13 protein-coding genes and 1 pseudogene are annotated in these 11,726 nt (G+C 68.6%); 6 read left to right on the top strand and 8 right to left on the bottom strand.

What is annotated here, in order from left to right:
* Positions 1-426: pseudogene (gene oprN / locus HMPREF2716_RS17605) on the top strand (multidrug efflux RND transporter outer membrane subunit OprN); the annotation flags it as partial.
* A 154-nt stretch (positions 427-580) separates the two neighbouring features.
* On the opposite strand, the gene HMPREF2716_RS17600 reads toward oprN, so the two are convergent.
* Both HMPREF2716_RS17600 and HMPREF2716_RS17595 read right to left on the bottom strand, forming a co-directional pair.
* Positions 581-1,096 carry a DinB family protein gene (locus tag HMPREF2716_RS17600; RefSeq protein ID WP_003089838.1) on the bottom strand — a complete coding sequence of 172 codons (516 nt, stop codon included), beginning with the start codon at positions 1,094-1,096 and terminating at the stop codon, positions 581-583.
* A 58-nt stretch (positions 1,097-1,154) separates the two neighbouring features.
* The gene (locus tag HMPREF2716_RS17595; protein WP_003089840.1) at positions 1,155-2,033 is read right to left on the bottom strand and encodes a LysR substrate-binding domain-containing protein; all 879 of its coding nucleotides are present in this window, start codon (positions 2,031-2,033) and stop codon (positions 1,155-1,157) included.
* A gap of 127 nt (positions 2,034-2,160) precedes the next feature.
* Here HMPREF2716_RS17595 and HMPREF2716_RS17590 point away from each other — a divergent pair, with 127 nt between their 5' ends.
* From HMPREF2716_RS17590 to HMPREF2716_RS17580, 3 genes are read left to right on the top strand one after another with little or no spacing between them, the layout of a single operon-like run.
* Entirely contained in the window at positions 2,161-2,793 is a 633-nt protein-coding gene (locus HMPREF2716_RS17590; RefSeq protein WP_003109549.1) for an ankyrin repeat domain-containing protein, read from the top strand.
* A gap of 17 nt (positions 2,794-2,810) precedes the next feature.
* Complete coding sequence (locus HMPREF2716_RS17585) at positions 2,811-3,266, top strand: nucleoside deaminase (protein WP_003116873.1); 456 nt, start codon at positions 2,811-2,813, stop codon at positions 3,264-3,266.
* Positions 3,263-4,489, top strand: a complete 1,227-nt coding sequence (locus tag HMPREF2716_RS17580) for a CynX/NimT family MFS transporter (protein ID WP_003116872.1) — start codon at positions 3,263-3,265, stop codon at positions 4,487-4,489. Before HMPREF2716_RS17585 ends, HMPREF2716_RS17580 begins: the two co-directional genes overlap by 4 nt.
* 43 nt (positions 4,490-4,532) lie before the next feature.
* On the opposite strand, the gene HMPREF2716_RS17575 is transcribed toward HMPREF2716_RS17580, so the two are convergent.
* Both HMPREF2716_RS17575 and HMPREF2716_RS17570 read right to left on the bottom strand, forming a co-directional pair.
* Entirely contained in the window at positions 4,533-4,700 is a 168-nt protein-coding gene (locus tag HMPREF2716_RS17575) for a hypothetical protein (protein ID WP_070621973.1), read from the bottom strand.
* Between the two features lie 103 nt (positions 4,701-4,803).
* Positions 4,804-6,144 (bottom strand): leucine-rich repeat-containing protein kinase family protein, encoded by a 1,341-nt coding sequence (locus HMPREF2716_RS17570; protein ID WP_003162904.1) that lies wholly within the window; start codon positions 6,142-6,144, stop codon positions 4,804-4,806.
* 117 nt (positions 6,145-6,261) lie between these two features.
* On the opposite strand from HMPREF2716_RS17570, the gene HMPREF2716_RS17565 reads away from it, so the two are divergent.
* The gene (locus tag HMPREF2716_RS17565; RefSeq protein WP_070621972.1) at positions 6,262-7,515 is read left to right on the top strand and encodes an SMI1/KNR4 family protein; all 1,254 of its coding nucleotides are present in this window, start codon (positions 6,262-6,264) and stop codon (positions 7,513-7,515) included.
* Between the two features lie 3 nt (positions 7,516-7,518).
* On the opposite strand, the gene HMPREF2716_RS17560 is transcribed toward HMPREF2716_RS17565, so the two are convergent.
* Entirely contained in the window at positions 7,519-8,136 is a 618-nt protein-coding gene (locus HMPREF2716_RS17560; protein ID WP_003089860.1) for an immunity protein Imm33 domain-containing protein, read from the bottom strand.
* Between the two features lie 226 nt (positions 8,137-8,362).
* Positions 8,363-9,709, bottom strand: a complete 1,347-nt coding sequence (locus HMPREF2716_RS17555) for an OprD family porin (RefSeq protein ID WP_003109544.1) — start codon at positions 9,707-9,709, stop codon at positions 8,363-8,365.
* Positions 9,710-10,071: 362 nt separating this feature from the next.
* On the opposite strand from HMPREF2716_RS17555, the gene HMPREF2716_RS17550 reads away from it, so the two are divergent.
* Entirely contained in the window at positions 10,072-10,290 is a 219-nt protein-coding gene (locus tag HMPREF2716_RS17550; protein WP_003120082.1) for a hypothetical protein, read from the top strand.
* Between the two features lie 157 nt (positions 10,291-10,447).
* On the opposite strand, the gene catA is transcribed toward HMPREF2716_RS17550, so the two are convergent.
* Both catA and catC read right to left on the bottom strand, forming a co-directional pair.
* The gene (gene catA, locus HMPREF2716_RS17545) at positions 10,448-11,380 is read right to left on the bottom strand and encodes a catechol 1,2-dioxygenase (RefSeq protein ID WP_016253375.1); all 933 of its coding nucleotides are present in this window, start codon (positions 11,378-11,380) and stop codon (positions 10,448-10,450) included.
* A gap of 44 nt (positions 11,381-11,424) precedes the next feature.
* Positions 11,425-11,715: a muconolactone Delta-isomerase gene (catC, locus tag HMPREF2716_RS17540; protein ID WP_016253374.1), complete on the bottom strand. Its 291-nt coding sequence runs from the start codon at positions 11,713-11,715 to the stop codon at positions 11,425-11,427.
* Positions 11,716-11,726 lie beyond the last annotated feature (11 nt).

Here is an 11,726-nt window from a genome sequence, read left to right as displayed (position 1 = left end):
TCGCAGATCGGCTCGAGCGCCGCCCGCGCCTGGAGCGTCGGCCCGAGCATCAGTTGGGCCGCCTTCGACCTCGGCAGCGTGCGTGCCCGCCTGCGCGGCGCCAAGGCCGACGCCGACGCCGCGCTGGCCAGCTACGAACAGCAGGTGCTGCTGGCCCTGGAAGAATCTGCGAATGCCTTCAGCGACTATGGCAAGCGCCAGGAGCGCCTGGTCTCGCTGGTCCGCCAGTCGGAAGCCAGCCGCGCCGCCGCGCAACAGGCGGCGATCCGCTACCGCGAAGGCACCACCGATTTCCTGGTGCTGCTGGACGCCGAACGCGAGCAACTCTCCGCCGAAGATGCCCAGGCCCAGGCCGAGGTCGAGCTGTACCGCGGCATCGTGGCGATCTACCGCTCCCTCGGCGGTGGCTGGCAACCCAGCGCCTGAACCGGCTATCCCCCGGCCGATGGAAATCGGCCACTCCAGCCCCGCGATTGCAGCTCCTGGTCGCGGGGCTTTTTTATGCGCAGCGCGGGGGCTCGGTCGAGCCCCACGTCGTTTCTCGGCGATGGCGTAGAGGCTCGGCGGCCATTGCCGCGGGCTATTCCCGCCGCTCCGGCTGCGCGGAGTGGATATACAGGGTGTAGGTATCCGCCGGCCGGGGCGCGCCCGCCAGGTCGAGGGCATGACCGATGGCGCCGCGATGGTAGGTGCCATGGTTGACGATATGGAAGAGGATCTCCTGGCGCGTCATGCCGCCGTCGCGGCCATCGGCGAAGCGGAAGCGCAGCCATTCGCCGCGACGCTCCAGCGGCAGCTCGGCGACATAGCCGGCGAACCAGGCGGCCGAATCCTCCAGCCGGCGACGCAGGACGTCGTAGCCAGGCACCACCTCGCTGTTGGTCTGTTGGTGGGGCGCCGGCTCGCCCAGCAGGCGCGCCCTGAACAGTTCCTCGACGATCGCCATGTGATTGAGCTGTTGCAAGGCGAAGGCCAGCGAGGCCGGAAACGCCTCGGCGTCGATCCGGGCGATGGCATCGAGGGTGCGGCGGTCAGACCAGGCCTTGTAGTTGAAGGACTCGACCAGCAGGTCGACTTGCAGGGTGGGTCGGGACATGTGGCGGGCTTCCGTGTCCATTCGCTGAGGGAGCCGGATCATAGCCCGGAGACAGCGCTCAGCGCTCGCCCTGCAACCCTTCCAGGCGTGCATCGCAGAGGTCGCGCAGGCGGTCGCGGAGGGTGCGCCCGGCGCTGTCCAGCTCGGGCCGCGCGTAGAGCGCCAGCTCCAGGCCAGCGATGGGCGGGAAGCCGGCCTGCGCGCCAAGCAGGCGATGCTCGGGCCCGACGCAGCCCAGCGGCAGCAGGCTGACCCCCAGTCCGGCGCCGACCGCGGCCACCAGGCTGGCCAGGCTGGCGCTGGAATAGCCGATGCGCCAGCGACGCCCGATGCTCTCCAGGGCATGGATCATCTCCTGGCGATACAGCGCGCCGACCGGGAACACCACCAGCGGCACCGGCTCCTCCGGCGAACCCTCGCCGAACGGCCGCGCGGCGCTGCCGAACCAGCCCAGCGGCTCGGCCCAGCGTGCATGGCAGTCGCTGTCGGCCCCCCACTGCTTGACCAGCAGCAGGTCCAGCTCGCCGCTGCGATAGAGGCGCAGCAGGTGATGGCTGAGACCGCTCTCGACCTCCAGGCGCAGTCGCGGACGCTCTTCGGTGAAGCGCGTCAGCACCGGCATCAGCACTTCGCCGGCGAGGTCTTCCGGCACGCCGAGGCGCAGCACGCCGTCGCCATGGGCCGGGCTGAGGGCCTCGCTGGCCTCGTCCGAGAGCCGCAGCAGGCGCCGCGCGTAGCCAAGCAGACGCTCGCCTTCCTCGGTCGGCAAAACCTGCCGCTGGCTGCGGTCGAGCAGGCGGCAACCGAGGTTCTGTTCGAGGCGGATGACCTGCTGGCTGACGGTGGACTGGGTCAGGTGCAGGTGTTCGCCGGCGCGGGTGAAGTTGCCGGTGTCGACAACGCTGACGAAGGTACGGAGCAGGACCAGATCGAGCATGCACACTCCCACTGAAAGGCATTACATCATTTAATTTCAGCATACATGACATCGACGCCATACTTTTCGCCAACGCCTATCGGAGCCCATCGACATGTCCCTGGCCAATCTATGCAGGAGCGGAACCATGCTGGTCTGCGCAGCATTCAGCGGAGGCGCCGGCGCGAGCGACGCCGGAGCATTGCTCGAAGCCGCGCGTCGCGGCGATACCGCGCAGGTCGCCAGCCTGCTCGAACGCAAGGTCGAGGTCGACGCGCCCAGCGCCGACGGTAGCACCCCGCTGCTGCTGGCCACCGCCAACGACCACCTGGCGGTGGCGCGCCAGTTGATCGAGGCCGGCGCCGACGTCAACCGGCAGAACAGCCGGCTCGACAGCCCGTATCTGCTGGCCGGCGCCGAGGGCCGCCTGGAAATCCTGCGCCTGACCCTGCTCCACGGCGCCGACCTGAAGAGTACCAACCGCTATGGCGGCACCGCGCTGATCCCGGCCTGCGAACGCGGCCATGTGGAAGTGGTGAAGACGCTGCTGCAAGCCGGGGTCGATCCCAACCATGTCAACAAGCTCGGCTGGACCGGGCTGCTCGAGGCGATCCTGCTGAGTGACGGCGGTCCGCGCCACCAGGAGATCGTGCGCCTGCTGATCGACGCCGGCGCCGACGTCAACCTGGCCGATGCCGACGGCGTCAGCCCGCTGGCCCACGCCCGCCAGCGCGGCCAGGGCGGGATCGAGCGGCTGCTGCTGGCCGCCGGCGCCCAATGAAAGCGAAGGAGAAAGACATGTCCGATGAAATCTTCATGCGCGAGGCCATCGCCCTCGCCCGCGCCAACGTCGAGGCCGGCGGCCGCCCGTTCGGCGCCGTGCTGGTGCGCGACGGGCGGGTCCTGGCCCGCGGCGTCAACCAGATCCACGAGACCCACGATCCCAGCGCCCACGCCGAACTGCAGGCGATCCGCCAGGCCAGTCAGGCGCTCGGCAGCCCGCGTCTGGACGGTTGTGTGATCTACGCCAGCGGCCATCCCTGCCCGATGTGTCTGGCCGCCATGCATCTCTGCGGCATCCAGGCGGCCTGGTTCGCCTATTCCAACGAGGACGGCGAAGCGTTCGGCCTGTCCACGGCCACGCTCTACGCCGAGATGGCGCGCCCGCCACAGCGGCAGAGCCTGCCGCTACGCGCCCTGCGTCCTGCCGGCGAAGAGGGTCTGTACCGGCAATGGCGGCAACGCCAGGCATGAGCGCGCGAATCCCTTCCGGCGGCCAGGCCGCCACCGGCGTCGGCGCGGCGGAGGTCAGTTGGGTCGGCCTGCTGGTGATCTTCTGCCTCGGCATCAACCTGCGACCGATCCTCACCGGCATCGGCCCGCTGCTCGAGGAAATCACCGCCGGCACCGGTCTCGGCTTCCAGGGCGCGTCGCTGCTGACGGTGTTGCCGGTGCTCTGCATGGGCCTGGTGGCGCTGTTGCTGCCCTGGCTCGGGCGCTGGCTGGCCGAGCACCGCGGCATCGTCTGCGGACTGCTGGCCATCGCCGCAGCCTGCCTCTGGCGCCTGGAACTGGATAGCGGGCTGGCGCTGATCGCCAGCGCCGCGCTGGCCGGCAGCGGCGTGGCGATCATCCAGGCGCTGGTACCGGGCGTGGTCAAGCGCTGGTTCCCGAGGCGGGTCCCGGCGGCGATGGGCCTCTACTCGGCCTCGCTGATGGCCGGCGGCGGAACCGCGGCGGTGCTCAGCCCGCGGATCGCCGAACACTTCTCCAACTGGCAGGCCGGCCTCGGCGCCTGGGCCGTACCGGCCCTGCTGGCGCTGCTGCTGTGGATGTTCGCGCGGCCAAGGGAGGTGCTGCCGAGCGCTGGCGAGGGGCCGGTCCGGCACTTCTTCGGCAATCGCCGTGGCTGGCTGCTGGCGGTGTATTTCGGGCTGATCAACGGCGGCTACACCAGCATGGTGGCCTGGTTGCCGGTGTACTACCGCCAGCTCGGCTGGAGCGCCCAGGACAGCGGCGGGCTGGTCGGGATCATGACCATCTTCCAGGTGCTCGCCGCGCTCAGCGTGCCGCTGCTGATTCGCCGCCGCCTCGACCGCCGGCCCTGGCTGCTGGCCGCGCTGCTGGTCCAGCTCGGCGGCTTCTGCGGCCTGCTGCTGATGCCGCTGCAGCACGCGGCGCTGTGGGTGGCGTTGATCGGCTACGGCCTGGGCGCCTGCTTCGCCCTCAGCCTGACCCTGACCCTCGACCACCTCCACGAGCCGCGTGCGGCGGGAAGCCTGGCGGCCTTCGTGCAAGGCATCGGCTTCATCATCACAGGCATCGTGCCCTACCTGACCGGCTGGCTGCGCGACGTCACCGGCAGCTTCCAGGCCTCCTGGCTGCTGCTCGCGGCGAGCGTGGTGGCGATGTTGCTGGTGACCCTGCGCTTCGCCCCGTCCGGCTATGCCCGGGCCATGGGCGAGACGCGCGACTGAGCGGCGGACCTCCGCGCCCGCCATTGCAGGCGCGGGTGGCGCTTCAGTAATGGGGGGGGATATAGATGCGGTAGCTGATGATGGCCAGCATGCAGATCACCCCGACCCACATGAGGAACAGGCCGAACGGCGTGTCGCGCTTGGTGAAACCCGTGCCGATGAAGAGCATGCCCAGCACGATGATTGCGAAAGTGACGCCGTAGGAATCCATGTTTACCCTCGTTGGCCGCGTTCCTGACATACTTGTCAGTCTAGCTCCAAGCCCGCTAGAACTACGTTGATATTTATCAGCCTGCGGTCAATTTCGGACAAATTCATCGAACTTGAGGAAACGCCTGGCTGCGAGCGGCAAGGTCGCGCAAGATCGCCTGGATCTCGCCGAAGTCCGGCCGCTCGCTCACCCGTGGCAGCGCGCAACGTCGCTGCAACTCGACCAGCGCCGCACGTAGCGAGGCCTGCCCCGGCGGCGCCTCGCTGCGCTCGAGCAACTCTTCCAGCAGGCAGGCGAAGGCACGTACTTCCAGGCGCCGCAGGGCGCCGGCGAGCACGGCGTCGTCCGGGAGAAAGGACGCGGCGCCGAAGTCGCCCAGCAGGCAGGCGCCATCCTCGCGCCAGAGGATGTTATGCGCATAGAAGTCGCCATGGCTGATGCCGCGTCCATGCAGATGGGCCATCAACGCGGCGAGCGAGGCCGCCAGGCGCAGCGCCGTGGCCAGCTCGAAGCGCAGTCCCGGCGGATAGACGTCGCGGGTACAGGACTCCAGGCTCGGCGGCCCCGCCAGGTTGCGATAGGCGTCGTCGAGCAGCTCCAGCACCAGCCCGTCGCGCCCTTGCGGATGCCCGGCGAGCTGGCCGAGCACCTCGATCAATTGCGCATGGCGCCCCGCCGCCAGGCAGGCGGCCATCTCGCTGGCGGGGGTGCCATCGCTGGTCACTTCGCCCTTGAACAGCTTCAGCGCCACCGTGCGCGTCGAACCGTCCGGCTGGTGCCAGCCGGCGCGATGGATGACCCCGGAGGCTCCTTCGCCGATCAAACCGTCCAGGCTCAGCTCGCTCCAGTCCAGCGCAGCGATGCCGCTGTCGGCCAGCGCCGGCAGACGGCACAACGGGTTGCCGGCGTAGGCCAGCCAGGCCAGGCGCGGCAGCGTCGCCAGCCAGGCCGGCAGGCGCTGGAAACGGTTGGCGGCGATCCGCAGCAGTTCCAGGCCTTCGCAAGCGGCCATGCTCTCGGGCAAGGCCTCCAGGCGGTTGCCGGCCAGCATCAGCTTCTGCAACGGCCGGCGACCCAGTTCCTCGGGCAGCGTGGCGATGCGGTTGTCGGTGAGGATCAGCCAGCGCAACGCCGGCGGCAGGGCCGCGGCCGGCACCCGCTCGATGCGGTTGGACTTGAAGCCGACCATGCTCAGCGCCGGACAGTCACCCACCGCCGCCGGCAATTCGGCGAAGTCGTTGGCGGAACAGAACAGCACCTTGAGACGATGCAGCCGCCCGAGGTCGTCCGGCAGGCTGTCCAGGGCGTTGCCGCTGAGGTTGAGCACCTCCAGGGAGTCGGCCAGTTCGAAGATTTCCCGGGGGAACTCGCGCAGGCCGCAGGACAGGTCCAGGCGCGTGGCGCCGGCCAGTTCGCCGCTGCGCAGTTGCTGCAAGGTGTGCATGGTTCGACGGACTCCGGCCAGGGTGGATGGAAAGCCGCGCATGATAGCCAAGGCGTTGCGGAACGCGCACCCTCGCCGTGCTAGAGTGGCCGCCCCGAATCGACAGGACCACAGAGAATGGAACTCTCCCCCGCCGAACGCCAACTCCTGCTGGCCCATCGCCTGGCCGTGTTCGACGGCTGCGTGGTGTACGACGCCCAACCGCCGGTGTCCGCCGAACACGTCCAGCGTCTTGCCGAAGGCCTGGCCGGACCGATTCCAGAAGACCTGCTGCGCCTCTGGCGCACCTGTTTCGGCGGGCGCCTCGGCTATGACCTGGAAGTCGACTACGACGGCCACCGCCACCCGTTCTCTTTCAGCGAACTGTTCTATCCGGACAGCGACGGCTACCACGACCTCTGGGGCTGGATCGAACACGAGCGCGAGCTGGCGGCGGAAGCCGCGGCAGAAGAAGGCCGCGACTGGAACGGCAAGCTGGCCTACCTGCCGTTCGGTGGCTTCGAGTACCTGGAGCGGCTCTACGTCTGCGTCGAACCCGGCCCCAAGCATGGCGCGGTAATCGCCTGGAGCCACGGCCTGCCGCCGGCCTGGGCCGGACGCCTGCACCAGGATTCGCTGACGCGCCTGGCCGACGATGTCGGCGGGCTGTTCCGCCTGTTGTCCTTCGAACAGGATCCGTTCGATGCCGAGAACGCCTGCGGCGTGGCCGACGAGCTACTGGAAGCGCTGGACGCCCTGGAGGCCGCCGGGGAGCCCGGCAAGGCGCTGAAGGGCCGCCTGGAAGTCCTGCTGCGCCAGCGCATCCTCGACTGGCGGCCGGCCCTCGCCGACGGCAGCCTGGCCGCCGAGCCAAGGCTGCGTCAACTGGCCCTGGCCGAAGCTGCGCAAGACGGCGACATCGACCTGCTGCAACGCCTGCGCGATGCCGGCTGCGACTTCGCCGAAACCTTGCGCGGACGCGGCGGTGTGCTGGAGGCCTGCCTCGCCCGCGGGCGCCTGGAGGCCGCCAGATGGCTGCTCGACCAGGGCGTCGCGGTGCACCAGGACAGCCTGCAGATTGGCGCCGCGCACCTCGATGCGGTCCTGGCCGAACGCCTGTTGCGGCTCGGCGCGATCTCCGACCCGAATACGGTGCTCCTCGCCCTGCAATACGGCGACGCCGACGCCGCGCGGATCATGGCGCGACCGCTGCTGGAGGAGTCGCCGGCGAGGGCCAGCGCCCTGCGTCTGGCCCTCGCCAGCCGCGCCGAGCGCGAGCGCAGCGACGCCAGGCGGGTCAGGTCGGGAAAGATGGGCAGCAACCGCAGTCCCGACGACTACCTGGCCCTGGCCGAGCGCCTGGAGCGTTTCCTCGCCGAGCTGCCAGGCTGAGGCTCAACCCTCCGGTCCCTGCACCTCGATGAAGGAACCGTCGGCCAGCCGCTCGAACGCCCGTCCCGGCGGCGCGTCGAGCAGCGGCAGGATGCTGTCGTCGGCGTTCAGCACCGAGCCCAGGCTGACGTAGGCGGTGGTCCCGGCGGTATTCATGTAGTCGTCCGACTCGTCGCCGGCCATCAGCCGCCAGCCGCTGTCGTTTTCCTCTTCCGGCGCCTCGCGGTAGAGGTAGCCGACCGCCTTCCCCTCGTCTATCACCCGGCGCGTCACGAAGCAGCGCCGGGCATAGCGCGAGATCGGCGTTTCCCGCGGGTCGTGCTCGGTGTTGATGATGTGCCGCGCCTCGAAGACGATGCGCTCGCCCAGCGACAGGTCGCGGATGTATTGCGGATAGTTGTCCAGGCGGCCGCTGAAGGCGCCATCCGCCTCGATGCCCTCGACCGTCACCCAGAGCCGCTCGGCGCGCGGCGCATCGGGGTTGTCGGTATCGAAGGCGAAGATCAGCTTGACGCTTTCCCCGGCGGCGACCCGGTCGATGGTCTCCGCGTCCGGTTTGTAGAAGGTGTAGGGATGGCGGACAGCGATCGCACTGGCGTCCACCAAGGTCCACGAGGCCATGTCGACTCCCGCTTGGCTGGCTACGCGGCGCCCGTAGCCTGGGCTGCCACGGGCACGCCGGTGCCCGGGCGGCATGGGTGGAATGGCGTGGCCGAGGTTCGGGTCGCGGCGCCCACCGGCAGGTCGAAGCCATGCCCGGCCAGGAACCGCCCTTCGGCCCGCCTACCCAGAGGAAAGTAGCAGCGCCGCCGCGCAGCCGCCAGCAACGGGCTGTCGCAGAGCGCCTTCAGAGGACTTGCAGCGGGTATTCGACGATCAGGCGGACTTCGTCGAGGTCCGACTCGAAGCTGTCGGAGCGCACGGTGGCCTGGCGCACGCGGAACGCCAGGTCCTTGGCCGCGCCACCCTGCACCACGTACTTGACCTCCACGTCGCGTTCCCAGCGGCCCTGGTTGGTCAGCGGGTTGCCGTTGGCGTCGGTGCGCATGTAGACGCTGTTGGCATTCGAATAATCGGCGTCCCAGCCCTTGCCATAGCGGGTCATGAAGCTCAGCCCCGGCACGCCGAAGGCGGCCATGTCGAGGTCGTAGCGGAGCATCAGCGAGCGTTCCTTGGGCGAGTTGAAGTCGCTGTACTGGATCGAGTTGTCCAGGTAGATGGAGTCGGTCTGGCGCAGGTAGTCGAAGTCGTCGTCGCCGTTGTTGCGCTGGTACGACAGCAGCACCTGGTGCGGACCGTAGGCGAAGCCGCCGCGCACGCTCCAGATGTCGTTGTCGAGTTCGCCCATCACCTGCCTGCCCTGGTCCTTGACCTTGTAGTAGTTGGCGCCGCCGAGCAGGGACAGCTTGTCGTCCAGCGGATAGTTGAAGCTGGTGCCGGCGTAGTACTGGTCCCAGGCGTCCTTCTGGCGGCTGCCGTAGAGGCTGACGCTCCAGTGCTCGGTGGCCTGGTAGTCGCCGCCGGCGTAGGCGACCCACGGCGAGTCGATGCGCCGGCCGGTGTAGAAGCTGTAGAAGTCGTCGCTGCCGCTGGTGCTGTTCGGCTGGGTCATCGAGTTCAGCTTGCCGGCCTGCAGGGTCAGGCCCTTCGCCAGGCTGTCGTTGACCAGGGTGAAGCCACGGAAGCTGGAGGGGAACAGCCGGCTGTTGCCGTACTGGATCACCGGGGTTTCCGGGAACACGTCGCCGACCCGCAGCACGGTGCCGTACCAGCGCAGCTTGACCGCGCCGCCGGCTCGCGAATAGTCGTCCTGCGGCCGCCCCTGGTCGTCATAGGGCAGCAGGTCGACGCTACCGCCGGCGCCGGAACGCCCGCCGCCGCTGTCCAGGCGCACGCCGAGCTGGGCGAAGGCGTCGATGCCGACGCCCAGCGTGCCCTGGGTGAAGCCCGAGGAAAAGTTGGCCATGAAGCCCTGCACCCACTCCTCGGTGTAGCCGCCGCCCGCCGGGCTCGATTGGCCCTTGCGGAAGTCGCGGTTGAAGTAGAAGTTGCGCAGCAGCAGGTTGACCTCGCTGCCCTCGATGAAACCTTCCTTGCTCCGCTCGGCGTTCTCCTCGGCGACGGCCGAGGCCATCAGTCCGGCGCCCAGCAGCAGTGGAAGCGTCCACAGTCGTTTCTTTCCATCCCCTTGCATGGCGATTGCTCCAGATCGGTTCATGTCTGTTTTTCTTCTGCGGCCATGCCTTGCGGCGCTGGCTGTGCGTGAACTTCTGGTCGATCGCGCCCCCGCGCAGTCCTGCCGCAACCGGCATTGACCGTGGGGCTGATTCTGGAACCGGGGAAATGACGCAGACATGAGGCGGGGATTACTTTTCCGCAATCTTAACTCGCACTTAATGCGCTTCGCGCAGACTCCTCCGCCATGCGACGGAGCATCGCCGAAGTTATCGGAAACGTAATTTTCCACTCACCCTCGGGTAATCCGCCCGCTCTTACTCTTTGCTCAAACGGGACGAATACCTCGCCCCGGCGACGAGCCAACCCGAGAGGTTTGCCATGAAGATCATCCCGATGCTGCTGGCCGCCCTGCTGGCGACCGGCGCCGCCACTACCCAGGCCCAGGACGGCAGCGAACGCTCCTGGCAGTACAACGCCGAATTCCGCGCCGCGCAGAAAGAACTGCGCGAAAAGCGCCTGCAGAAGCAACAACTGGAAGCGCAAGCGCAGAAGACCGACCGCAGCAAATGCGCCGAGCGCAAGAACGGCAACGGCTGAGCAGCCTTTCACCGAGCAATACACTTGTCCTTTTTGGGTTGCTCCTTTGGACAAGTCCTGAGGCGCCAGTCATGGCGCCTTTTTTTATCCGCCGTCGCGCCTGGCGGAAGAAGGCGGCATGGTCGCCAGCGACCAGCCGCCCTCCCCGCTCCCCGCCTTACCCCTGCAATGCCCGCGGCCGCTGGCTGCGGCGCTCGGCGGCGGGTGCCGGGCTGGCCTGGAGCTGGAAGTCGAAATCCAGTTCGGCGAAGCGTCCGCCCTCCACGCCGCGGTCGCGGGCCGCGGCGGGGTCGTCGTTGAAGCGCAGGTCGCCGATCAGCCCATCGCGGGTGGCGTAGGCGAAGTCGTCCCACAGGTAGCGGTCGCCCGCCAGGTTGATCTGGGTGGTCAGGTGGCGATGGCCGGGCGCCGAGACGAAGAAGTGAATGTGCGCCGGCCGCTGGCCGTGGCGGCCGAGGCGGTCGAGCAGTTCCTGGGTCGGGCCGTCGCTCGGGCAACCGTAGCCGGACGGCACGATGCTGCGCGCACGGTAGCGGCCGTCGGCGTCGGTACGGATGCGCCGGCGCAGGTTGTATTCGGACTGGCTGCTGTCGAAGTAGGAATAGGTGCCTTGGGTACTGGCGTGCCAGACATCGACGATGGCCCCGGCCAGCGGCTGGCCGTCGGGACCGCTGACGCGGCCCTGGAGGAACATCACGGTGCCGGCGTCGCGGCCGTCGTCCATCCGTGCCTCGCCATCGCTCAGCGGCGCGCCGGCGACGTACAGCGGCCCTTCGATGGTGCGCGGCGTGCCGCCGGTGAGGCCGGCCTCGGCGTCCTGGGCGTCGAGCAGCAGGTCCAGGTAATGCTCCAGGCCCAGCCCGGCGGCCAGCAGGCCGGCTTCCTGGCGGCTGCCCAGGCGGTTCAGGTAGTCCACCGCTTTCCAGAATTCGTCGGGCGTGACCTGCATCTCTTCGATCAGCTTCGCCGTGTCGTCGAGGATGCGCCGCACCAGGGCCTTGGTGCGCGGATCGCCGCGTTCGTTGAGCTGGCCGCTGGCCTCTTCGAAGAAGCGCTGGACGTCGGCAGTCTGGGAAATCTTCACGGTCATGGCGTTTGCCTCTGCTTGTTGTTGTCGGGCGTGGGAAGGGAATCTCAGCGGTCGTCGGCATGGATCGACGAGGGATGCCGGCAAAGCCCGTCGATCTCGATGTCCATGTAGGGAAACAGCGGCAGCCGGGTCAGGGTGTCGTGCAGCGCCTCGACGCTGGGCAGGTCGAACAGGCTGTAGTTGGCGTAGTGCCCGGCGATCCGCCAGAGGTGCCGCCAGTTGCCCTCGCGCTGGAGGCGCTGGGCCATTTCCTTCTCCTCGGCCTTGAGCCGCTCGGCCTGTTGCGGGTCCATGTCGACGGGCAACTTCACGGTCATCTTCACGTGGAACAGCATCGGTCGTTTCT

The sequence above is a fragment of the Pseudomonas sp. HMSC076A11 genome, from assembly GCF_001810205.1.
Lineage (GTDB): Bacteria > Pseudomonadota > Gammaproteobacteria > Pseudomonadales > Pseudomonadaceae > Pseudomonas > Pseudomonas aeruginosa.
Note: the sequence above shows the minus strand (reverse complement) of the source record. Positions and strands in the feature narration are given on the sequence as shown.

Bases quoted from the DNA above. Each gene is read 5' to 3' on its own strand.
- HMPREF2716_RS17550 (WP_003120082.1), top strand. From the start codon at position 10,072: ATGAAGATCATCCCGATGCTGCTGGCCGCCCTGCTGGCGACCGGCGCC.
- HMPREF2716_RS17570 (WP_003162904.1), bottom strand. From the start codon at position 6,144: ATGCACACCTTGCAGCAACTGCGCAGCGGCGAACTGGCCGGCGCCACG.
- HMPREF2716_RS17590 (WP_003109549.1), top strand. From the start codon at position 2,161: ATGCTGGTCTGCGCAGCATTCAGCGGAGGCGCCGGCGCGAGCGACGCC.
- HMPREF2716_RS17600 (WP_003089838.1), bottom strand. From the start codon at position 1,096: ATGTCCCGACCCACCCTGCAAGTCGACCTGCTGGTCGAGTCCTTCAAC.
- HMPREF2716_RS17575 (WP_070621973.1), bottom strand. From the start codon at position 4,700: ATGGATTCCTACGGCGTCACTTTCGCAATCATCGTGCTGGGCATGCTC.
- HMPREF2716_RS17565 (WP_070621972.1), top strand. From the start codon at position 6,262: ATGGAACTCTCCCCCGCCGAACGCCAACTCCTGCTGGCCCATCGCCTG.
- HMPREF2716_RS17560 (WP_003089860.1), bottom strand. From the start codon at position 8,136: ATGGCCTCGTGGACCTTGGTGGACGCCAGTGCGATCGCTGTCCGCCAT.
- catA (WP_016253375.1), bottom strand. From the start codon at position 11,380: ATGACCGTGAAGATTTCCCAGACTGCCGACGTCCAGCGCTTCTTCGAA.
- HMPREF2716_RS17585 (WP_003116873.1), top strand. From the start codon at position 2,811: ATGTCCGATGAAATCTTCATGCGCGAGGCCATCGCCCTCGCCCGCGCC.
- HMPREF2716_RS17595 (WP_003089840.1), bottom strand. From the start codon at position 2,033: ATGCTCGATCTGGTCCTGCTCCGTACCTTCGTCAGCGTTGTCGACACC.
- HMPREF2716_RS17555 (WP_003109544.1), bottom strand. From the start codon at position 9,709: ATGCAAGGGGATGGAAAGAAACGACTGTGGACGCTTCCACTGCTGCTG.
- HMPREF2716_RS17580 (WP_003116872.1), top strand. From the start codon at position 3,263: ATGAGCGCGCGAATCCCTTCCGGCGGCCAGGCCGCCACCGGCGTCGGC.
- catC (WP_016253374.1), bottom strand. From the start codon at position 11,715: ATGCTGTTCCACGTGAAGATGACCGTGAAGTTGCCCGTCGACATGGAC.